General features: G+C 75.0%; 19 protein-coding genes. 8 read left to right on the forward strand and 11 right to left on the reverse strand.

Annotated elements, in window-relative coordinates; translation table 11 throughout:
• Nucleotides 1-230: 230 nt before the first annotated feature.
• The 11 genes from pstS to BS72_RS18305 all read right to left on the reverse strand — a co-directional run bounded on the left by pstS (nucleotide 231) and on the right by BS72_RS18305 (nucleotide 15,144).
• On the reverse strand, nucleotides 231-1,391 hold the full coding sequence (gene pstS, locus BS72_RS18250) for a phosphate ABC transporter substrate-binding protein PstS (protein WP_037911897.1): 1,161 nt from the start codon (nucleotides 1,389-1,391) through the stop codon (nucleotides 231-233).
• A 641-nt stretch (nucleotides 1,392-2,032) separates the two neighbouring features.
• Nucleotides 2,033-2,479 (reverse strand): NUDIX hydrolase, encoded by a 447-nt coding sequence (locus tag BS72_RS18255; RefSeq protein WP_037911898.1) that lies wholly within the window; start codon nucleotides 2,477-2,479, stop codon nucleotides 2,033-2,035.
• A gap of 83 nt (nucleotides 2,480-2,562) precedes the next feature.
• Nucleotides 2,563-3,633, reverse strand: a complete 1,071-nt coding sequence (locus BS72_RS32480; RefSeq protein ID WP_232792458.1) for a CHAD domain-containing protein — start codon at nucleotides 3,631-3,633, stop codon at nucleotides 2,563-2,565.
• 64 nt (nucleotides 3,634-3,697) lie between these two features.
• A complete protein-coding gene (locus BS72_RS18270; protein ID WP_037911902.1) occupies nucleotides 3,698-5,935 on the reverse strand; it encodes an RNA degradosome polyphosphate kinase in 2,238 nt (745 codons plus the stop codon).
• 399 nt (nucleotides 5,936-6,334) lie between these two features.
• Nucleotides 6,335-7,360 carry a mycothiol synthase gene (gene mshD, locus BS72_RS18275; protein ID WP_037911904.1) on the reverse strand — a complete coding sequence of 342 codons (1,026 nt, stop codon included), beginning with the start codon at nucleotides 7,358-7,360 and terminating at the stop codon, nucleotides 6,335-6,337.
• Entirely contained in the window at nucleotides 7,357-8,550 is a 1,194-nt protein-coding gene (locus BS72_RS18280; protein ID WP_051951226.1) for an MFS transporter, read from the reverse strand. The genes mshD and BS72_RS18280 overlap by 4 nt, the downstream gene beginning before the upstream one ends.
• A 195-nt stretch (nucleotides 8,551-8,745) precedes the next feature.
• Entirely contained in the window at nucleotides 8,746-10,212 is a 1,467-nt protein-coding gene (locus tag BS72_RS18285) for a sensor histidine kinase (RefSeq protein ID WP_037911906.1), read from the reverse strand.
• Nucleotides 10,209-10,949: a response regulator transcription factor gene (locus BS72_RS18290; RefSeq protein WP_037916526.1), complete on the reverse strand. Its 741-nt coding sequence runs from the start codon at nucleotides 10,947-10,949 to the stop codon at nucleotides 10,209-10,211. The genes BS72_RS18285 and BS72_RS18290 overlap by 4 nt, the downstream gene beginning before the upstream one ends.
• A gap of 578 nt (nucleotides 10,950-11,527) precedes the next feature.
• Complete coding sequence (locus tag BS72_RS18295) at nucleotides 11,528-12,595, reverse strand: S1C family serine protease (protein WP_322942593.1); 1,068 nt, start codon at nucleotides 12,593-12,595, stop codon at nucleotides 11,528-11,530.
• Between the two features lie 601 nt (nucleotides 12,596-13,196).
• On the reverse strand, nucleotides 13,197-14,243 hold the full coding sequence (locus tag BS72_RS18300) for a LacI family DNA-binding transcriptional regulator (RefSeq protein ID WP_037911908.1): 1,047 nt from the start codon (nucleotides 14,241-14,243) through the stop codon (nucleotides 13,197-13,199).
• Nucleotides 14,244-14,286: 43 nt separating this feature from the next.
• Entirely contained in the window at nucleotides 14,287-15,144 is an 858-nt protein-coding gene (locus BS72_RS18305) for a response regulator transcription factor (RefSeq protein ID WP_078901454.1), read from the reverse strand.
• Between the two features lie 199 nt (nucleotides 15,145-15,343).
• Between BS72_RS18305 and BS72_RS18310 the strand changes: the two genes are divergently transcribed.
• The 8 genes from BS72_RS18310 to BS72_RS18345 all read left to right on the forward strand — a co-directional run bounded on the left by BS72_RS18310 (nucleotide 15,344) and on the right by BS72_RS18345 (nucleotide 21,711).
• Nucleotides 15,344-16,249 carry an alpha/beta hydrolase family protein gene (locus BS72_RS18310; RefSeq protein WP_107498821.1) on the forward strand — a complete coding sequence of 302 codons (906 nt, stop codon included), beginning with the start codon at nucleotides 15,344-15,346 and terminating at the stop codon, nucleotides 16,247-16,249.
• Nucleotides 16,250-16,352: 103 nt separating this feature from the next.
• Nucleotides 16,353-16,640: a MoaD/ThiS family protein gene (locus tag BS72_RS18315; RefSeq protein WP_037911909.1), complete on the forward strand. Its 288-nt coding sequence runs from the start codon at nucleotides 16,353-16,355 to the stop codon at nucleotides 16,638-16,640.
• Nucleotides 16,641-16,642: 2 nt separating this feature from the next.
• Nucleotides 16,643-17,785, forward strand: coding sequence for a hypothetical protein (locus tag BS72_RS18320; protein ID WP_037911911.1), 1,143 nt, complete (start codon nucleotides 16,643-16,645; stop codon nucleotides 17,783-17,785).
• Complete coding sequence (locus BS72_RS18325; RefSeq protein WP_157856270.1) at nucleotides 17,701-18,486, forward strand: hypothetical protein; 786 nt, start codon at nucleotides 17,701-17,703, stop codon at nucleotides 18,484-18,486. Before BS72_RS18320 ends, BS72_RS18325 begins: the two co-directional genes overlap by 85 nt.
• Before the next feature lie 343 nt (nucleotides 18,487-18,829).
• Nucleotides 18,830-19,525, forward strand: a complete 696-nt coding sequence (locus tag BS72_RS18330; RefSeq protein WP_037911919.1) for an LmeA family phospholipid-binding protein — start codon at nucleotides 18,830-18,832, stop codon at nucleotides 19,523-19,525.
• 361 nt (nucleotides 19,526-19,886) lie between these two features.
• Nucleotides 19,887-20,723 carry a sulfurtransferase gene (locus BS72_RS18335; RefSeq protein ID WP_037911920.1) on the forward strand — a complete coding sequence of 279 codons (837 nt, stop codon included), beginning with the start codon at nucleotides 19,887-19,889 and terminating at the stop codon, nucleotides 20,721-20,723.
• A 96-nt stretch (nucleotides 20,724-20,819) separates the two neighbouring features.
• Nucleotides 20,820-21,110, forward strand: coding sequence for a DUF1416 domain-containing protein (locus BS72_RS18340; protein WP_037911923.1), 291 nt, complete (start codon nucleotides 20,820-20,822; stop codon nucleotides 21,108-21,110).
• Between the two features lie 229 nt (nucleotides 21,111-21,339).
• Nucleotides 21,340-21,711: a DUF3099 domain-containing protein gene (locus BS72_RS18345; RefSeq protein WP_037911925.1), complete on the forward strand. Its 372-nt coding sequence runs from the start codon at nucleotides 21,340-21,342 to the stop codon at nucleotides 21,709-21,711.
• Nucleotides 21,712-21,759: the final 48 nt, after the last annotated feature.

Raw genomic sequence — 21,759 nt, forward strand, 5'->3', positions numbered from 1 at the left:
GAGGACTCCGGTCTGGGGTGGGGGAGCGGGCTCCCCCGGCGGCGGTGCACCGGATGGGCTGGTTGACACGAGGCCGTGCCGGGCGGCGGACGGAGAACCGTGCGGGTCCAGCGGGCCTTACAGGTCGTGCGGTCGTTCGGGTGGAGCTGGGTGGTGCGGGTTCCCGGACCCGCACCGGATGTGCGGCGGGTCCCGCGGCCGGCGGGGCTGCGGGACCCGCCCGTCCTGGATCAGGCCAGGGCGGCGACGGCGGCGCGGACCTTGGCCGCGATCGCGTCGGGCAGCGGGGCGTAGCCGGCGCCGGAGAGCTGGGCCTGGCCGTCAGCGCTGGAGACGTAGTTGAGGAAGGACTTCGTCAGGGGCAGGGTGTCGGCCTTGTTGCCCTTGTCGCAGGCGATCTCGTACGTGACCAGGACGATCGGGTAGGCGTTGGGCGCCGTGGTGGTGTAGGCGGCGCTCAGGTCGAGGGCCAGGTCGGAGCCGGTGCCGACGACCTTGGCCTGGGCGATGCCCTGGGAGGCGTTGGCGGTGGTGGCCTCGACGGGCGACGCGGCGCCGGTCGCGATCTTGACCGTGGGGATGCTGTCGGCGGACGCGTAGGACAGCTCGAAGTAGCCGATCGAGCCGGCGGTCTGCTTGACCAGCGAGGCCACGCCGGAGGACTGCGCCACGGCCTGGCCGCCGTTGGCCGCCCACGCCTTGGCGTGCGGGTAGGGCCAGTCGGCCTTGGCCGCGCCGCCCAGGTACTTGGTGAGGTTGTCCGTGGTGCCGGAGTCGTCCTGGCGGTGCACGGTCTGGATCTTGGTGCTGGGCAGGCTCACGCCCGGGTTCAGCTTCTTGATCGCCGGGTCGTTCCACGTGGTGATCTTGCCGTTGAAGATCTTCGCGAGGGTGGACGCGTCGAGCACCAGGTTGTTCACGCCGGGCAGGTTGTAGCCGATCGCGATCGGGCCGCCGACCATCGGCAGGTCGATGCCCTCACCGTTGGAGCAGACCTTCTTCGAGGTGGTGATCTCGTCCGCGGCCAGCGGGGAGTCGGAGCCCGCGAAGGCGTCGGTGCCCTGGTTGAAGTCGATGACGCCCTGGCCGGAGGACGACGCCTTGTAGTTGATCGTCGAGCCGGCACAGGCCTGCTGGTAGTTCTTGACCCAGAGCTCCATCGCGTTCTGCTGCGCGGTGGAACCCGAGGAGAGGATCGAGCCCTTCTCGCAGGAGATGGACGAGGCGGCGGTGGTGGCGCCGGCACTGGAGCTGGTGCTGCTCGCAGAGGAACTGCTGCTGCCGCCCGAGCTGTTGTTGTCCGAACCGCAGCCGGTCAGGACAACCGCGCCGGTGATGGCGACCGCACCGACGGTCAGAGCCCGCAGTCCGCTCTTACGCTGAAGCTTCACTTTCGTGAATTCCTTCCACAAGCCCGCCGGTGGACGGCGAAGCAGAGAATTGGTGATCTGCATCCACCCGGCGGCTCACGCCAACCGGTAAGGCCGAAATTAGGCAGATCAGGTGAAGCGCCTTCCGGGAGGGAGTGAACGGAGGGTGAACCTCGTCCGTCGGTGTGGTGGCCCCGGCCAGGGAGGTTTTGCCGCCGGGAAGCGCGGGCAGCTTGGGGCGGGTGGGGCGGGGGTGGCGTCGGGCCCCCTGCCGGCAGGGCTCCCGCGGCCCTGAACGCCGGGTTTTGCGCGGGTCCGGGACGGTTGCGACCCCGGGACCTCCGCCGGCCCCGCCGACGCGCGGAGAGCGGGCCGAGAGCGGGCGAAGGGCATGCCGACGGTCCCCACGCCGCTCACGTGACGTGACACTGCGTGAGGTTCTGGTAGGGGTGGCCTCGTACCCCGCCGTGCTGCCCCGCCCTGGTCCCCGGCCCCGCCCCGCTGGACCCGGACGGCTCCGCGCGCCGGCCCTGCTCCGCTGAGACGGCCCCGGCCCTGGCCCCGCCCCGCTGGACCCGGACGGCTCCGCGCGCCGCGCCTGACCCCCGTGCCCCTGCTGCCGTCCGGTCCCGGGCCCTCCGCCGTCCCCGGCGGCGGGCGCGCTATGCCCGCTGGGCCAGCGCCTCCAGCAGCGCGGAGATCAGCGGGCGGTCGTGGTCGTGGGTGAGGCGGCGGGCCGCGTCGGCGGGCGGCAGCCACTCGACGCGGTCCACCTCGCGGTTGGCGGCGAACACCCCGGAGCCGGCCTCGGCGGCCCAGTAGCGGACCTCCTTGGGCCGCCCGCCCGCGCGGTAGTACACCGACGGCAGCGGGTCGCCGAGCACGCACTCGACGCCCGTCTCCTCGCGGGTCTCGCGGATCGCGGCGGCCGGGAAGTCCTCGCCAGCCTTCAGCTTGCCCTTCGGGAGGCTCCAGTCGTCGTAGCGCGGCCGGTGGACGAGGGCGACCTCGATGCCGTCGATGGAGTCCACCGACGGCCCGCCCTCACCCGTCCGGCGGTACCGCCACAGCACGGTGCCCGCCGCCCGGACCGCCTCGCCCGCGGTCACGGCGTCCTCCGTGTCCGTCTCACGGCCGTCTCCTCCGCCTCACCGTCCCCGCCCGCCGCGGGTCCGCCCGTCTCATGACTGCCTCACGACTGCCACAACCGGGAGAAGGCGAAACGGGCCGCCTCCACCTCGTGCCGCTGGTCGGCGTGGAGCACCCCCAGCGCGTACGCGGTGGCCGGCGCGATCCGCGGGGTGCGGGCGGCGGCGGCCACCGCGGCGGCCGACTCCGACGCCTCGTGGTGCCGCTGGAGCACCGCCGCCGCCTCGGCCAGCCGCGGCGCGGGGACCGTGCCGCGACCGCCCGAGCCCGGGACCTCGGTGGCGTACCGGCTCAGCCGGAGCAGCACCCGGACCTGGTGCCAGGGCGCGTCCTGGAGGTCGGCGGCCAGCTCGGCGCCGAGTGCGGCCCGCACCGCCTCGGCGTTGTACGGGTGCCCGGCCCGGCCCAGCGGCAGGGAGGCCGCGGCCTCGACGAGCCGGGCGTGGGCGGTGGCCGCCAGCGGCGGCAGCACCTCGCGGGCCGGACCGGCCGCGACCGCCGCCAGCGGCGCCTCGGAGGCCAGCACGGCGACGGAGTCGGCCAGCGCGTGGAAGCGGGACGAGCCCATGGCCTGGAGGGTGGCGGAGTGCGCGCGGGCGCGCGCCAGGGTCAGCTGGCGCTCCAGCAGGGCCCCGGCCCGCGCCGCGCCCACCGCGAGCGGCCCCGCCGCCGCGCCGCCGGCCGAGGCACCGGCGGAGCCGGCGGCCCGGCCCGCGACGCCGGTCGCGCGGCCCTGCTGCGCCACCGCGACCGGCGGCCGGGCCGGTGTCGGCTCCGGCTCGGACTGCTGGGCCGGCAGCACCGCCGAGAGCCGGCGCAGCGCGTCCACCAGCCGTCCCAGCCGGGTCGAGTACTGCGGCTCGCGGCCCAGCGTCCCGGCCAGCCAGCCCAGTTCGGTCCGGACCGGCTCGGCCCACCCGGGGTCGACCAGATCGGCGTAGGTGTGCAGGACGCCCGAGATCCGCCGGGCGCTGCCACGCAGCAGCCGGTCCGCCTCGGCCTCGTCCTGCCCGCGCAGGCCGAGGCCGCGCAGGAACCCGGTGGCCTGCTCCCCGAGATACCGCGACAGCGCCTCTCCGGCACTCGCTCCGTCCGCGCCCGCGCTGACGCCCACCACCAAGCTCCCCGTGTCGATGCCTTCGCCCGGCTGCCCGGGAACGTCCTGTACGAGCAGTCCGCTATGTCGCCGCTGTCGGGCCACGCCGCCGCCTCCGGGCGTCGATGAGCAGTTCCTGGACGTTGGGCAGCGGATGGCCCTCGGCGTCGGAGCTGTGCCGGGTCCAGTTGCCGTCCGCGCCCAGGTGCCATGACGAGGTCTCGTCCGACATCCCCGTCTCCATCAGCGTGTTGAGGGTGGCGCGGTGGGTCGGGTCGGAGACCCGCACCAGGGCCTCGATCCGGCGGTCGAGGTTGCGGTGCATCATGTCGGCGCTGCCCAGCCACACTTCGGGCTCGCCGCCGTTGCCGAAGATGAACACCCGCGAGTGTTCGAGGAAGCGCCCGAGGACGCTGCGCACCCGGATGTTCTCCGACAGCCCCGGCACACCGGGGGTGACCGCGCAGATGCCGCGCACCCACACGTCGACCGGCACGCCGGCCTGCGAGGCGCGGTAGAGGGCGTCGATGACGACCTCGTCGACGATCGAGTTGCACTTGATGCGCACGGAGGCCGGCCGCCCCGCGCGGTGGTGCTCGATCTCGGCGAGGATGCGCTTGACCAGCCCGTCGCGCAGACTGCGCGGCGCGACCAGCAGCCGGTTGTACGCCTCGCGGCGGGAGTAGCCCGACAGCCGGTTGAACAGGTGCGAGAGGTCGGCTCCGACCTGCGGGTCGGCGGTGAGCAGCCCCAGGTCCTCGTACAGCCGCGCGGTCTTGGGGTGGTAGTTGCCGGTGCCGACGTGGCTGTAGCGGCGCAGGGTGTCGCCCTCCTGGCGGACCACCAGCGACAGCTTGCAGTGCGTCTTGAGGCCGACCAGGCCGTAGACGACGTGGCAGCCGGCCTCCTCCAGCTTGCGGGCCCACTTGATGTTGGCCTGCTCGTCGAACCTGGCCTTGATCTCGACCAGGACGAGGACCTGCTTGCCCGCCTCCGCGGCGTCTATCAGCGCGTCCACGATCGGCGAGTCGCCGGAGGTGCGGTACAGGGTCTGCTTGATGGCCAGCACGTCCGGGTCGGCCGCGGCCTGGTCCAGGAACGCCTGCACGGAGGTGGAGAAGGAGTCGTACGGGTGGTGCAGCAGGATGTCCCGCTCGCGCATGGCGGCGAAGATGTCCGGCGCCGACGCCGACTCCACCTCGGCCAGGTCGCGGTGGGTGCCGGCCACGTAGGGCGGGTACTTCAGCTCCTCGCGGTCCAGCTTGGCGATGGCGAACAGGCCGGTGAGGTCCAGCGGGCCGGGCAGCGGGTAGACCTCGGTGTGCTTCATCTTCAGCTCGTGGACGAGCAGGTCCAGCACCCGCGGGGCGATGGACTCCTCGACCTCCAGCCGCACCGGCGGCCCGAAGCGGCGCCGCATCAGCTCCTTCTCCAGTGCCTGGAGGAGGTTCTCCGCGTCGTCCTCCTCCACCTCCAGGTCCTCGTTGCGGGTGACCCGGAACATGTGGTGGTCGAGCACCTCCATGCCGGGGAAGAGCTCGTCGAGGTGGGCGGCGATGACGTCCTCAAGGGGGACGTACCGCTGCGGGCCGGCCTCCAGCAGCCGGGACAGGATCGGCGGCACCTTCACGCGGGCGAAGTGCTCGTGGCCGGAGACGGGGTTGCGCACCACGACGGCGAGGTTCAGCGACAGCCCGGAGATGTACGGGAACGGGTGCGCCGGGTCCACCGCGAGCGGGGTGAGCACGGGGAAGATCTGCTGCCGGAAGAGGCTGGCCAGCCGGGCCTGCTCCTGGCCGGTGAGGTCGCCCCAGCGGATGAGGTGGATGCCCTCCTCGGCGAGCTGCGGGGCGATGTCGTTCTGGAAGCAGGCGGCGTGCCGCGCCATCAGCTCACGGGACCTGGTCAGGATCAGGTCCAGCACGTCCCGGGGCTGGAGGCCGGAGGCGGAGCGGGTGGCGACGCCGGTGGCCATCCGGCGCTTGAGGCCGGCCACCCGGACCATGAAGAACTCGTCCAGGTTGCTGGCGAATATGGCCAGGAAGTTGGCGCGCTCCAGCAGCGGGGTGGTGGGGTCCTCGGCGAGCTCCAGCACCCGTTCGTTGAAGGCGAGCCAGCTGCGCTCGCGGTCCAGGAACCGGCCCTGCGGCAGTTCCTCGCCGAACTCCTCGCCCGCGTCGGCCAGGCTCGGCGGCTCCGGGTCGAGCTCGGGGACGACCCGTGGCCGGAAGGCGATGTCGAACGGCGCACCGCCCTGGGCGGCACCGGCGGCTTGCTGGGAGGCCTGGGTGGGAACGCTGGGGTGGTTGGTCTGGGCCATGGGATCGGCGCCCTCCTCCGGTTCCGGCGCGTCCGCCCGACGGGCGGCCCCCGGACGGCGGTGGTCCGCCGTCGCTCCATTCTCCCGTGGACCTGCCGCTTTCGGCAGGTCGGGCGGGGGCGTGGGGCGCGGGACAGCGGGCTGCACCCTGAGATGCTTGCAAGCGCGGTTGAATCACCGGTGAAGAGAGCGTGGCCGCCAGGCAAGCGCGATGCTTCCAACCGGGGCGCCGGTCGGATAGCCGAATCATCCGATTGGCCTATTGAGCGGCTGTATGCCATCGCGCTCCGGGTGTTCCGGACGGGGTGGTCGGGGTACAGAACCGGCCCCGCCCCGACCGCGGCGGGCGCGGGTCGGGGCGGGGCCGGTGGGCCTGGGGCAGGGGCGGCGGGGTCCGGGTCAGTTCTCCGTGCGGTACATCAGGTCCGTCTCGTGCACGGTGAAGCCGAGCCGCTCGTACACGGCGACGGCCGGCGCGTTGTCGGCGTCGACGTAGAGCATGGCCGTGCGCAGGCCCCGGTCCAGCGCCAGGTGGCGCAGGCCGGTGGCGGTGAGCGCCCGGCCCAGGCCGCCGCCCTGCTGCCCGGGGGCGACGCCGACGACGTACACCTCGCCGAGGGGTTCCCCGCCGGGCGCCGCCGGGTGGACCTTGGTCCAGTGGAAGCCGACGAGCTCGGCGCCGCGGAAGGCGAGGAAGAAGCCGGCCGGGTCGAACCACGACTCGGCCTCGCGGTCCTCCAGGTCGCTCCTGGTGAGGCTGCCCTGCTCGGGGTGGTGGGCGAAGGCGGCGGCGTTCACCGCGAGCCACGCCTCCTCGTCCCGGCCGGGCTCGAAGGGGCGGACGGTGACGCCCTCGGGCAGCACCGACTCGGGGACGCCCGCCGCGTCGGCGGCCAGCGGGCGGCGCATCTGCCGCAGCTCGCGGAAGAGCTTCAGCCCGAGCGAGCCGGCCAGGTGCCGGGCGGCCGGGTGGCCGCCGTGCGCCCACAGCCGCAGCCGCCGCCCGGTGGCGGCCAGCAGGGCGTTGCCCAGCGCCCGGCCGTGCCCCTGGGAGCGGTGCGCGGGGTGGACCACCAGCTCGGCGGAGGGCGCCTCCACCGGGTCGGTGCCGTCGATCTGGGCGTATCCGGCCAGCACCCGGCCGGAGCCGAGCCCGCCGCCGCCCCCGCCCTCGCCCGCGCCGTCCCCGCCGTCGGGCGCGTCGGGGTCGGGCACCGTCAGCAGCAGGTGCCGGACCCCGGGGCGGTTCCCGTGGCGCAGGTGCAGCCGGCCGCTCTCGGAGACCGCGGGCTGCCCGTCCACGGCGGCGGCCTCGTCGATCAGCGTGAGCACGGCGGACGCGGCGGCGTCCGGCAGCTCGGTCAGCTCGGTCAGCTCGTACGATCCGGCCGGCCCGGCCGGCGTCGGGATGCGGCGATCGGTCATGCCGTGATCGTACGACCCCGCTCCGCCGATTCCGCCGCCGCCGGGCGGCCCGCCGGGACGGCGAACGCCGCGCCCCCGGCGACGGCGGCGGCCAGCACGAAGCCCGGCCAGTAGGAGGTCGCCGAGATCAGCTCGGCCATGGCCGGGGGCACCAGTGCCGCGGTGAGGTTCTGCCCGGTGTTGTGCAGGCCCAGCGCCCGGCCGGACCAGGCCGGGCCGGCCAGCTCGGCGGTGGAGGTGAAGGACAGGCCGTTGGTGCTGGCGGTCAGCGCGATCGCGGCCACCAGCAGCGCCGGCGTCAGCGGGGACGGGAAGGCCGCGGCCAGCGCGGTGCCGGCCACCAGGGCGCAGGTGGCGGCGGCCAGCTGCCGCATCGGCCGCAGCCGCTCGCCGACCGCGTCCGACCAGCGGCCCACCAGCACCCGCGCCACGGCGCCCAGCCCCTGGGCGACGGCGATCAGCTGCCCGGCGTGCACCGGGGACCAGCCGCGGACGTCTACCAGCAGTACCAGCGCGAAGGCGCCCGCGGTGAACTGCGGCACCACGAGCATCGCCGCGGAGCCGTGGATCCGCCACAGCGTGTTCGAACCGCGGTACGGGTTGGGCGCGGGGCCGGCGGCGGCCCTGGCGGCGCGCGCCGGGTCGGCGGCGAAGAGCGCGATCAGCACGGCGATCACCCCGCACAGCGCGGCCAGGAAGCCGACCGCGCCGCCCAGCCCGTGGCCGGCCGCCAGCGGCGGCATCGCCAGCGCCGCCACGCCCATGCCCAGCGGGGTGGAGGTCTGCCGGATGCCCATGGCCAGGCCGCGCTCCCTGGCGGAGAACCAGCCCATCACCAGTCGGCCGCTGGCGGAGTACACGGAGGCGCCGCCGGCCCCGGCGAGGATCAGCAGCAGCCCCAGGGCGACGGCCCCGTGCGCGGCGTGGGCGGCGGCCGCCAGGGACAGGGCGGCGGCGCCCAGCCCGATCGCGATGACCCGGCGCTCGCCCCAGCGGTCGGCGGCGGCGCCCCAGAGGTAGAGGGCGAGCACCAGTCCGGTGGTGGGGGCGGCGACGAGCAGGCCGACCTCGGTGAGGGTCAGGTGCTGCTGCCGGCGCAGGGCGTCCGCGAGGTACGGGACGCCGTAGACGAACGCGCAGGCGGCCGTCTGGGCCGCGGTCCCCAGGGCCAGCATCAGCCAGCGGCGCATGAGGGATCACCTCCGTGGGTGGATGGTGCCCCCAACTATGCGCCGCTGACCGACTAGTGAGACAATTAATTTCATATGATGAGACGACGTCCGGTGTGATCCGGCCGCCGGACCATTCGGGCCGGACCATTCGGGCCGGACCATTCGGGCCGGATCAGTCGGGCCGGACCAGTCACCGCGTGACCAGTTGCCGGATCAGTCCCAGTCCTCCGGATTCGGCGGCCCCGGCGGCGCGACCGGAGCGCCCGGCAGCCGCAGGGTGGCCAGCGCGCCGCCGCCCGGGGCGGGGGCCAGCGCCACCTCGCCGCCGGACTGCTGGGCGGTGCGGGCCACGATCGACAGCCCCAGCCCGCTGCCGGGCAGCGAACGGGCCGACGGGGAGCGCCAGAACCGCTCGAAGACGTGCGGCAGGTCCTCGGCGGGGATGCCGGGCCCGTGGTCGCGCACGGTCAGCTCGCCGCCGCGCAGCCCCACCTCGACCTCGCCGCCGGACGGGCTGAACTTCACCGCGTTGTCGAGCAGGTTCACCACCGCCCGCTCCAGCGCGGCGGCCTCGCCGCGTACGTACCAGGGCTGGATGTCGGCGCTGATCCGCAGGTCCGGCCCGCGCAGCCGGGCGCGGGCCAGGGCCGTCTCGGCCACCTCGTGCAGCGCCACCACCGTGACGGTACGGGCCGCGTCCGGCCGGGAGAGCTCCTGGAGGTCGCCGATGAGCGAGGCCAGCTCCGTCACCTGCGCCCGGACCGAGGCCAGCAGCTCGGCGCGGTCGGTGGGCGGCAGCGCCCGTCCGGTCGCCTCGCTGCGCTGGAGCAGCTCGATGTTGGTGCGCAGGCTGGTCAGCGGGGTGCGCAGCTCGTGCCCGGCGTCGGCGATCAGCTGCTGCTGCCGGTCGCGGGAGGAGGCGAGCGCCGCCGTCATCGCGTTGAACGAGGCGGACAGCCGGGCGATCTCGTCCTGCCCCTCGACCGGGATGCGCACGCTCAGGTCCTCGGTGCGGGCGATGTGCTCGACGGTCTGGGCCAGTTCGTCCACCGGGCGCAGGCCGGCCTGGGCGATCAGCAGGCCGGCGCTGGCGGCGCCGACCACGCCGATCCCGGCGACCGCCAGCAGCACCCAGGCCAGCGTGGTGAGCGGGTCCGTGACGTCGCTGAGCGGGCGGGCCACCGACAGCGCGAACGGCTGCCGGCTTCCGCCGCCGCTGTCGAGCAGCAGGTTGGTGCTGGTGGTCAGCACCTTCAGATCGTGCCCGTCGGCCCGGACGGTGTGCGTGACCGAGCCGGGCGGGGAGCCCGGCACGACGACCTGCTCGCGGTCGGCCGCGGTGGCCGGGAAGGTGCCCGAGCCGGTGACCGAGCAGACCGTCCCGTTCGAGAGGACGACCTGCGCCAGCACGTTGGAGGGGTTGACGAACTGGCCGTTGGTCGGGGCCTGGCCGCCGCACAGGAGGGTGGGGTGGGCGCGCAGCTGCTGCAGCACCACGTCCTGGCTCTGGTTGAGCGACTTCTCCAGCTGCGTGTTGAGCTCGTTGCGGGTGATCAGCCAGCAGGCCAGCGCGGCCAGCGCGACGGCGACCGCCACCGCCGCCGCGGTGAGGATGCTGAGCCGCGAGCGCAGCGGCAGCGACCGCAGCCGCCGCAGGGGTGCCCGCTCGGAGGTGCTCATCCGGCGCCCCCCGGGGCGCGCAGGACGTAGCCGACGCCGCGCACGGTGTGCACCATCCGCGGCAGCCCGCCGGCCTCGGTCTTGCGCCGCAGGTACATCACGTAGACGTCGAGGGAGTTGGAGGAGGGCTCGAAGTCGAAGCCCCACACCGCCTTCAGGATCTGCTCCCGGGTGAGGACCTGGCGCGGGTGGGCCAGGAACAGCTCCAGCAGCGTGTACTCGGTGCGGGTCAGCTCGACCGGCCGGCCGGCCCGGGTGACCTCGCGGGTGCTGGTGTCCATCCGCAGGTCGGCGAAGGCCAGCACGTGGCTGGTGTCGTCCTCGGGCCGGCCGGCGGCGGACGCGTAGGAGCTGCGCCGCAGCAGGGCGCGCAGCCGGGCCAGCAGCTCGTCCAGCTCGAACGGCTTGACGAGGTAGTCGTCGGCCCCGGCGTCGAGGCCGGTGACCCGGTCGCCGACGGTGTCGCGGGCGGTCAGCATGAGGATCGGGGTCATGACCCCGTTCGCGCGCAGCCGCCGGGCCGTCGTCAGGCCGTCCATACGCGGCATGAGCACGTCCAGCACGATGGCGTCCGGGCGGTACGCGTCGGCCTCCGCGAGGGCGGCGACGCCGTCGGCGGCGAGCCGGGTGTCGTACCCCTCGAAGGCGAGGCTGCGCTGGAGTGCCTCCCGGACGGCGGGCTCGTCGTCCACGATCAGGATGCGGGCGGCGGCCTCGCCGCTCTCGCCGGTGCTCATGGTGTCGGTCCTCGGGGGTGTGTCGGTGGTCGGTGCCGGGACGGGTGCCGGGTACGCCGTCCGTCGCCGGGCCGCGCGCCGTGCCGGTCGGCGGGGACCGGCACCCTCAGCGTGGCACGGTACGCGGACCGGGGCGGGCGTGTGGCCTGTGCCGCGGTGCCGGTCGTGCGGCGGGGCCTGCCGCGGGGCCGCCTGCCGCGGGTCCCGCCGGGGGACCGGCACGGTTCCCGGGGCCCGGCCGCCGCCGGAGCCGCTGCCGGTGCTGAAGCCGACGGCAGCGCCGACCGCCCGGCGCAGCCGGTTGACCGCCGTGGCCGCGCGGCTGCCGAGGCCCGCGCCGTGGCCGGCGGACCGGCCGGCTCCCGTCGCGTCGCCGGCCGGGGACCTGTACGCGGAAGGAGTTCCGGAACGGGTCCCGGCGGCCGGCGTGGAGGTGGTCCTCGCGTGCGGGGTGGTGCTCATGGGGTGCTCGCTGCTCCGTCCTCGCGGGTGGTGCGCGACCCGGAAGGCCCGGGCCGGCCCCGGAGCGGTGTCCGGGGCCCGGGCCCTTGGCGGCCCTCGGCGGGCCGGCGCCGAGGTCAGTTCCCGTCGCCGCCGGAGCGCAGGTAGGACAGGTCGGCCTTGACCGTGTCGATCGGGATGGCGAAGCCCAGGCCCACGCTGCCGGCGCTGGAGGAGGAGCTGCTGTCCGACGAGGAGCTGGAGTACATGGCCGAGTTGATGCCGATGATCTGCCCGCTCATGTTGATCAGCGCGCCGCCGGAGTTGCCCGGGTTGAGGGAGGCGTCGGTCTGGATCGCCTTGTACGTGGTGGTGGAGCTGCCGGTGCTGCCGTTGTACTGGTTGCCGCCGAAGGAGAACGGCCACTGGTCGCCCTGGCTGCCCTCGCTGCCCTGGCCGCCGAAGCCGCCGCCGCTTCCGCCGCTGCCGTAGCTCTGCTCGCTCTGGCCGTCCTCCACGGGCACGGTCACGTCGCGGTTCAGCGCGGAGACGATGCCGCTGGTGACGGTGTCGCTCAGCCCCTCGGGGGAGCCGATCGCGACGACCTGGTCGCCGACGGCCAGCCCGGCGGAGTCGCCGAGGATCGCCGCGGGCAGCCCGGAGGCGCCGTCCACCTTGATCAGCGCCAGGTCCTTCTTGGCGTCCGCGCCGACCAGGCTGGCACCGGCCGTCTTGCCGTTGTCGTACGTGACGGAGATCTGCTGGGCGCCGGCGATGACGTGGTTGTTGGTGATGATCTGGCCGTTGGAGGTGATGAGCACGCCCGCGCCGGTGGACTTGCCGTCCTGGGAGGTGGCGTTGATCTCCACCACGCTCGGGTTGACCGCCTTGTAGACCCCGGCGACGGTGCCGTTGACGGCGGACGCGTTGACGGCCGCGGCGGCGACGGTGCTGTTGCCGCTGTCCCCGGCCCGGCCGATCAGGGCGCCGGTGCCGCCGCCGATGACGGCGGCGACCACGGCCGCCGCGGCGATCAGGGCGTACGGGCGGCGCAGCCGGCGGCGGCCGCGCGGGGCCGGGTCGCCGGGCTGCGGGAAGCCGGAGCCGGAGGGGCCGGGGCCGGGGCCGTACGGCGGCGGCGGGGGGAAGCCGTCGCCGGAGCCGAAGCCCTGGCCCTGGCCGGCCGACTCGTCGTACCGCGCCACCACGGCGCCCTGGACGACGGTGGGCTCCTGCCCGGGCTCCGCCCCGGCCTGCGGACCGTACGCGGGACCTGCCTGCGCGCCGTACCGGGGACCGGGCTGAGGGCCGTACCCGGCCCGCTCGGCGGCGGTCGCGTGGGCGGCGCCGTAGCCGTAGCCGTCCTGGGTCCGCGGCTGGTCGGCGAACCGGGGCTCGTACGGGGCCTCACGGGGGGCCTCGTAAGCGGCCTCGTAGGCGGCCTCGTGCGGGGCGGTGCCGTACGCGGACCCGTCGGGGGAGCCGGCGCCGCGCTCGGGGTCGGACTGCAGAGAGTGCGGGTGCGGGTACCGGGGTTCGCCGCCTGGGGTTGCCTCCCAGGCGGAGCTCTGGGGGAAGCTGCTCTCACTGGTCATGTCTACGACTGTGTGCCCGGTTCATGAGAGCCGCCTGAGCGCACGCTGAGAAGCCCGCGAGAACCTGGTATGCCCGATATAAAGGAGCGCGGCCGCGCGGCCGCCGGGACCCTGCCGGTGGCCTGCCCGCTCGCGCCGTCCGGCACCCCGGGGCCGTCTCCGGCGCGGGTCCGCCCACCCCCGGACGGGCTACCGGAGAACTGCCGGAGGGCTATGGGGCCGATACCGCCGTATGGGGCGCGCAGCCGCACGAGCCGCGCACGACCAGCCGGGACGGGAACTGCCGCACCCGCTCCCGGTGCGAGCCGGCCACCCGCAGCCCGTCGTCGAGGACCGCGTCCACCGCCGCCCGGGCCATGGCCTGCCGGTCGGAGGCCACGGTGGTCAGCGGCGGGTCGGCCAGCGCCGCCTCCTTGACGTCGTCGAAGCCGGCCACGGCCAGCTCGCCGGGGACGTCGATGCGCAGCTCGCGGGCGGCCCGCAGCACGCCGATCGCCTGGTCGTCGGTGGCACAGAAGATGGCCGGCGGCCGGTCCGGGCCGGCCAGCAGCTCCAGGGCCACCTTGTAGGCGTCGTAGCGGTTGTACGGGGCCTGGAAGAGCCGGCCCTCGGTGGACCGGCCGGACTCCTGCATGGCCCGCCGCCAGCCCACCACGTGGTCGGTGACCGGGTCGCCCACCTCGGGGGTGACCTCGGTGCCGCCCAGGCAGGCCACGTACGCGTGGCCGTGCTCCAGCAGGTGCCGGGTGGCCAGTTGGGCGCCGCCGATGTCGTCGGTGACCACGGCCACGTCGTCGATCGCCTCGGGCCGCTCGTGCAGCAGCACCACCCGCGCGTCCCAGGCGTCGATCTCGGTGGCGGCGTTGCGGCTCGGGCCCTGGCTGATGAGGATCAGCCCGGAGACCCGCATGCCGAGGAAGGCCCGCAGGTAGTGCACCTCGCGCTCGTCGAGGTAGTCGGAGTTGCCGACCAGCACCATCTTCCCGCGCTCGGACGCCGCCTGTTCCACCGCGTGCGCCATCTCCGCGAAGAACGGCTGCCGGGCGTCCGGCACGATCAGCCCGATCAGGTCCGTGCGGCGGCTGGCCATGGCCTGCGCGACCCGGTCCGGGCGGTAGCCGAGCTGCTTGATGGCGGCGAGCACCCGCTCGCGGGTCGCCGGGGCGACCGGCCGGGGTCCGTTGTTGATGACGTAGCTGACGACCGCTGTCGAGGTCCCCGCCAGCCTGGCCACATCGTCACGCGTCACCTTGGGCACGGGGCGCAGTCTACGCGTGTTCAGACACGCGTCACATGGATCGTCATACGGTCTGCCCGGTGGTGGGGCGACTTCCGGCCCGGTCCGCGCGGCCGGCCCCCGGCTGGTTCTCGGTGACCGTCCCGGCGACGGTCCCCGGCTCCTGCCCGGCCTGCGCGCCCTCGGCCTTCTCCACCTGGTCGGCGGCGTCGTTCTGCTCGCTCCGGTCACTCCGGTCGTTCCGGTCGCCCTTCTCCGGGACGACGAAGCGGTAGCCGACGTTGCGCACGGTGCCGATCAGCGACTCGTGCTCCACGCCGAGCTTGGCGCGCAGCCGCCGCACGTGCACGTCCACGGTCCGGGTGCCGCCGAAGTAGTCGTAGCCCCACACCTCCTGGAGCAGCTGGGCGCGGGTGAAGACCCGGCCCGGGTGCTGCGCCAGGTACTTCAGCAGTTCGAACTCCTTGAACGTCAGGTCCAGGACGCGGCCCTTGAGCCTGGCGCTGTACGTCGCCTCGTCCACCGACAGGTCGCCGTTGCGGATCTCCATGGGGGAGTCGTCGGCGGTGATCTGCTGGCGGCCGGTGGCCAGCCGCAGCCGCGCCTCGACCTCGGCCGGGCCCGCGGTGTCCAGCAGCACGTCGTCGATGCCCCAGTCCGCGGTGACGGCGGCCAGGCCGCCCTCGGTCACCACCAGCAGCAGCGGGCAGCCCGGGCCGGTGGAGCGCAGCAGCTGGCACAGGCTGCGCACCTGCGGCAGGTCCCGGCGCCCGTCGACGAGGATGACGTCCGCTCCCGGGGTGTCCACCAGGGCAGGCCCCTCCGCGGGGGCGACGCGCACGCTGTGCAGCAGCAGCCCCAGCGCGGGCAGTACCTCGGTGGACGGTTGGAGGGCGTTGGTCAGAAGCAGCAGAGAACTCACCGGGCGCTCCCGTCGGTCGTTCTCCGGCCGGGGCGCGCCGTGGCGGGCGGGGCGGGCCGGCGGGGGAGACTGCGCCGTCGTGGCTGACTCAAACCGGACCCCTCCTTCGCCGTGGCGGGCGGCTGCGCTGCGGCCGGAAAGCACGAAAGGACCCGGGGGCGACATTGCCCAGGTCCTCTTCCCGGCAACAATAGCGGACATGAGGAGCCCCGCCGAGACCGAAGACCGTCATCCGCGCGAAACAGCAACCCGAACGGGTGGCCGGGCGCGCGCCGGGACGACGTGGCTGCGGACCTCCGACGGGGTGCTGATCGAGGCCGAACACCTGCCCGCCGCTGACGGTTCCGGGCACCTCGGCATCGTCCTCGCGCACGGGTTCACCGGCTCGCTCGACCGTCCCGCCGTGCGCCGGGCGGCACACCGGCTGACCCGCTCCGGCGGCGTCGTCACCTTCTCCTTCCGCGGCCACGGCGGCTCCGGCGGGCGCTCCACGGTGGGCGACCGGGAGGTGCTGGACCTGGACGCGGCGGTGCGGTGGGCGCGGCTGCTCGGGTACGCGCGGATCGCCACCGTCGGCTTCTCGATGGGCGGTTCGGTGGTGCTGCGGCAGGCCGGCGGTGGTGGCGCGGCCCCGGTGGACGCGGTGGTCTCGGTCAGCTCGCCCGCCCGCTGGTACTACCGCGGCACCGCTCCGATGCGCCGGCTGCACTGGGCGGTGACCCGGCCGATGGGGCGGGCGGTCTCCCGGGTGGGGCTGCGCACCCGGGTCGAGGCGCGCGGCTGGGACCCGGTGCCCTGCTCGCCGGTGGAGGCGGTGCCGCTGATCGCGCCGGCGCCGCTGCTGATCGTCCACGGCGACAGCGACGGCTACTTCCCGCTCGACCACCCCCTGTCGCTGGCCGAGGCGGCCGGCGAGGGCGCGGCGGAGCTGTGGATCGAGCGCGGCTTCGGACACGCCGAGAACGCCGCCGGACCGGAGCTGCTGGACCGCGTCGGACAGTGGCTGACCAGCCGCGTTCCCGCCCCGGACGAGGAGCCGGCGGCCGTCCCGGGACCGGGTGGCCGACCTGCCGCGTTGCCGGGCGGGCGCGCGGACGCGCCATGATGGACCCCGAGGACGGGGCGGCCGGACGGCCCGGAGGGCTCGGGACGACGCGGCCCCGCGGACCTCGGCGAACCCCCAGCGGACACGGAGCGGACACGGGAGCATGAGCGCAGCTGACACCGGAACGCGGCCGGCGGCGGGCACCATCCGCTACTGGGCCGCCGCGAAGGCCGCCGCGGGCACCGCGGAGGAGCCCTACCGGGCGGCCACCCTCGCCGACGCCCTCGCCGAAGCCCGTGAACGGCACACCCGGCGCCCGGAGTTCGCCCGCGTCCTGCGGCGCTGCTCCTTCCTCGTCGACGGCGAGCCCGTCGGCACCCGCGACCACCACGCGGTCCCCCTGCCCGACGGCGGCACGGTGGAGGTCCTTCCGCCGTTCGCGGGAGGATGACGATGAACGGCCAGTACGACGACCACAGCGGCGCGCCGACCGGGCCCCGGCCCGGCACCGGGCCCGCTGAGCCCTACGACCCCGGCTTCGACCCCGCTGCCCCCCACGGCTGGACGCCGGGGCAGCCGGCCCAGCCCGGCGGCCACGCGCCCGAGGGGTACCCGCCCCCGCCGTCTGGCGGCCCCGGCGGCCCGAGCGGGTACGAGCCCTCCGGCGGCTACCCGGGCTACGGCCCGCCCACGCCCGCCCCGGGCGGCTGGCAGAGCCCGGGCCCGGCGGCCCACGAGGGTGCCGGACACCCCGCCGGGCCGCCCGGGTACGGCGCGGGACCCGGTGGCTACGAAGGTGCCGGCTGGCAGGGCGGCGCCCCCGGTACGCCCGGCGCCCCTGCCGCCCCTGGCGCACCCGTCGACCAGGGCGTGCCCTACGGCGGGGCCGGACCTGTCGGGTACCAGGACGCCTCCTACGGCGCAGCCCCCGCCGGGTACCAGGACGCCTCCTACGGCGCCGCCCCCGCCGGGTACCAGGACAACCCCGGCTACCAGGGCGCCCCCTACGACAACAGCGTCCCCGGGTACCAGGGCGGCGGCTACGGCCACCCCGCTCCCGGGTACGCCGCGCCCGGCCCCGGCGGCGGGGCCGCCGCCCACGGTGCCGGGTACGACCCCGCGTACGGCCACGGCGTCCAGCCCGGCGGGGGCCCGGCGGCCGCCGCCTACGTGCCCGAGCCCATGGGCGGCCTGCTGCCCTCGGAGGCGGAGCCCGGCGCCGGGTTCGGCGCGCCCGCGACCGGGGGTGCCTGGGGCGGCCAGGGCGGCGGCGCCCCGGCCTGGGAGGCCGCCCCGGCGGCGGCCCCTCGTGGGGCGGGCCCCAGGAGGCGGCGCCCGGCTTCCCGTCCGGGCAGCCCGCACACGGAGCACCGGCCGGACCCGTCGGACCCGTCGGCCCCGTCGGACCCGTCGGCTTCGGCGGACCTGTCGGCTCGGCCGGACCTGGCGGACCTGGCGGCTCCGGCGGGCAGGACGAGCCGGAGCTGGAGCGGACCGCGACCCTGCCGGTGGTGGAGGCCGAGGGGCCGGCGCCCGCCGGTGCCCGCCGCACCGGCTCGCCGATCATCCCGCCGGGCATCCAGCCCGCCGCGCTGACCGCCGTGCTCGGGCTGCTGCTGGCCGGGGGAGCGGCGGCCGGCCGGCCCGTCCTCGCGGTGGTGCTGGTGCTGCTGGAGGCGGTGACGGCGGCCGGCTGGTTCCGGCTGAACGGGATGTGGCCGGCCCGGCAGGGCATCGCGCTGGCCTTCATGGGCGGGGTCGCCGCCGACGTGGCGGTGCTCTCGGTGAACGGCGGCCACGCCACGGCCGCGTTGCTGGGCACCCTCGGCGGGTGGCTGCTGCTGGTGCTGGTCCTCCAACTGCGCCACCACGGCTCCGCCGACGAGCGGCTCTCCTCGCTCACCGCGACCTCGGCGTCCACCCTGCTCGCCGTGGTGGCCGCGGGGTACCTGGCCGTCGACGCGCACTTCGGCTCCCACCCGGTGGTCACCGGCGCGGTCGCGGTGGCCGCGGCGGTGCTGGTGCGGGCGGTGCGGCTGCCGGGCGGCGAACCCGTCTCGCTGGCGGCCGCGTTCGCGGCGGCGGCCGTGGTCGGCGTGCTGGTCGGTTCGGCCACGGGCTTCGGCGGCGGCCACGGGCTGCTGCTGGGGGCCGCGGCGGGGGTGTGCGCCCTGGTGGGTCTGCGGGTGGCCAGCTACGACTGGCCCTCGCGGTTCGTCCACTTCACCGCCGGGGTGGCGCTGCCGCTGACCCTGGCCGCCCCGGCCGTCTGGATGCTCGCCGCGGCCCTGTCGTGATCCTCGGGCTCTGATCCCCTGATCCCCTGCTCCCCGGTCCCGGGGGCAGCCGCACGGCTGCCCCCGGGACCGTTTCCGTCCCGCCGCTTCCCGGCCGGCGAAGGACCGGGAGCGCCGTGCACGCCGGGAACGGCGTGCACGCCGTGCACGGCGTGAAGGGCGGGGGAAACGGCGGATAGGGGCGGCTACGGGCGGTTGGGCGGCTGTGGCCTGCCTCGTAATCGGCCCGCTCCGGGAACCACCGGGCGCCGCCGCACGTCAGCCGCAGCGGACGGGTCGAACGGAAGCACGGCCGACGGGGGCCGGGGGAACACGGTCAACGGGCCGGGGAAATGGCGGGCGCATGAAGGCGTGGCGAGTGGTCCTGGTCGTCGTGGTGGTCCTCGGCGGGCTGTTCGTCGCGGCGGACCGCGTGGCGGTGTCCGTCGCCCAGAAGAAGGCCGCCGAGAAGGCGCAGGCCGCCGAGGGGCTGAGCAGCCGGCCGAAGGTGTCGATCAAGGGGTTCCCCTTCCTCACCCAGGTCGCGTCCAGCGAGCTCGACCACGTGGCGATCAGCGCCGACGGGGTCTCCGTCAGTAGCGCCGGCAGCACCGTCCAGGCCAGGGACTTCCACGCCGACCTGTACGACGTGAAGCTCTCCAGGGACTTCGACAGCGCCGTCGCCGCCCGTGCCACCGGCGGCGCCGTGATCACGTACGCGGAGCTGACCCAGGCCGCACCGAAGGGCGTCACCGTCACCGCGCCCGGCACCTCCGCGACCGACGAGGTGCGGCTGACGCTCACCTTCATGGGCGCCCACGTGAGCGTGCTGAGCAGGATCTCGGTGCAGGACCCGGCGACGGACACGGTGCGGCTGCGCATGGAGGACGTGCCGAAGGAGATCAGCGGCCTGGGCCTGGAGGACGAGCTGCGGTCGTACGTCGACTTCAGCCCCCAGCTCGCCCACCTGCCGGAGGGCCTGCACCTCCAGTCCGTGACGACCGGCACCGACGGGGCAGCCGTCCGGTTCACCGGCACCGGCGTCCGTCTCGTCGGCTGAGACCACCGGCCCCCGCGGCGGCGGTCCGGCGCCGATCCCACCATTCGGACGATCGTGTCTCGCGATGCGACACGTCGGTGACACTCGGCACTCGGCTTGCCTACGATCGGGAGCCATGATGCGACAGGCGGATCTCACGAAGCGGCGGGCAGTAGACCTGTGCCGCGTCGCCGCCATGCTCTGTCGCACCTTCTGAGGGGCGCCCCCAGCCGTACCGCCGCGGCCCCGCGGCCCGGGTCCGGACCGGAGTGCCTGCCCCGCCACCGCTCTCGCGCCTGCCGATCAGGCGATCTCGACGCGCTGCCGCGTTCCACGCGGTCCCGCGTACCGCACGATCCGTACTGCCCCGGAGGAGAACAGCATGAGCCGCAGCGACGTCCTGGTCGACGCAGACTGGGTCGAGGCCCACATCGACGACCCCAAGGTGGTCATCGTCGAGGTGGACGAGGACACCTCTGCCTACGACAAGAACCACATCAAGAACGCCGTCCGCATCGACTGGCAGAAGGACCTCCAGGACCCGGTCCGCCGCGACTTCGTCGACCAGGCCGGCTTCGAGGCGCTGCTGTCGGCCAAGGGCATCGCCAACGACGACACGGTGGTCCTCTACGGCGGCAACAACAACTGGTTCGCCTCCTACGCCTACTGGTACTTCAAGCTGTACGGCCACGACGCGGTCAAGCTGCTCGACGGCGGCCGCAAGAAGTGGGAGCTGGACTCCCGCGACCTGGTGGCGGCGGTGCCGGTGCGTGAGGCGACCGAGTACAAGGCCAAGGCGCAGGACACCTCGATCCGCGCGTTCCGCGACGACGTCGTGGCCGCGATCGGCTCGCAGAACCTCGTCGACGTGCGCTCGCCCGACGAGTTCTCCGGCAAGCTGCTCGCCCCCGCGCACCTGCCGCAGGAGCAGTCGCAGCGCCCCGGCCACGTGCCGAGCGCCCGCAACATCCCCTGGTCGAAGAACGCCAACGACGACGGCACCTTCAAGTCGGACGAGGAGCTGACCCGGCTCTACGCCGACGAGCAGGTCGACCTGGCCAAGGACACCATCGCCTACTGCCGGATCGGCGAGCGCTCCGCGCTCACCTGGTTCGTGCTGCACGAGCTGCTGGGCGTCGCCAACGTCAGGAACTACGACGGTTCCTGGACCGAGTACGGCTCCCTCGTCGGCGTGCCGATCGAGCTCGGCGCCAACTGACACCGGGCCGGCCGCACCCCGGCCGGCTCTTCCCGGCTGACCGACCGCAAACCGGCCTGCTGAACCCGGCCGACCCGACACGGAGGACTGAAAAGCATGTGTGGAGCGAAGGCCGGGGGCCCGGACCTGTCGGGAGTCGACACGGCCAAGGAGACGATCATCCAGGGCTCGGTGACGCGTGACGGCGAGCCCGTGAGCGGCTACGTCCGGCTGCTGGACGGCGGCGGCGAGTTCACCGCCGAGGTGCCCACCTCCGCGACCGGGCAGTTCCGGTTCTTCGCGGCGCCGGGCACCTGGACGCTGCGCGCCCTCGTGCCGGGCACGACCGTGGACCGCACGGTCGTCGCCCAGCAGGGCACCGCCGCCGAGGTCGCCATCGCCGTGTGACGCCTCGCGACGTCCGCACCGGGCCGCTTCCCGCTCCGGCGGGGGCGGCCCGGCGCGGTTTCCGGGGAGCCGTCGGCGATCCCGCGGCGACCGTGCGGTCGCCGTGCGGCGGCCGGACAGTGGCCGTGCGGCGGCCGACGCGCCGGGACGCCGACCGGCGGCGGCGGTCAGCGGCGGTCGGCTACTCCGTACGGGTGCTGATCGGGCACACCGGACGTACCGTTGAAGTGTGTTCGCACGCCGCCGTCACCGCTACTACGCCATGATGGGCACCTGCGTCGTGCTCTTCGTCCTGGCGTTCACGGTCGTGCGCCTGTGGTCCCTGACAGCGGCCATCGCGATGTGCGTGGTGGCCATGCTGATCCCCCCCGTGGCGGCGATCGTCGCCAACCGCAGGGGGCCGGACGACCACTGGTGGGACGAGGAGGAGGGTCAGTCCGGGCAGCGGCCCGGCGGCCCCGAGCCGGGTGCGCCGGACCTCACCGGCCACCGCACCCGCACCTCCGGCAGGCACGGTCGGCTGGGCAGCTCCGGTGATCCGGAGTCCGACGCCTGGTGGGCCGAGCTGGACGACCGCAGCCGCAAGGACCGGCACGAGTAAGTAGCGGCACCCGCCTGACCGCCCGGACCCGGTCCGGACGGCGGGCCG

Origin of the sequence: Actinacidiphila yeochonensis CN732 (assembly GCF_000745345.1) — a bacterium.
Classification (GTDB): domain Bacteria; phylum Actinomycetota; class Actinomycetes; order Streptomycetales; family Streptomycetaceae; genus Actinacidiphila; species Actinacidiphila yeochonensis.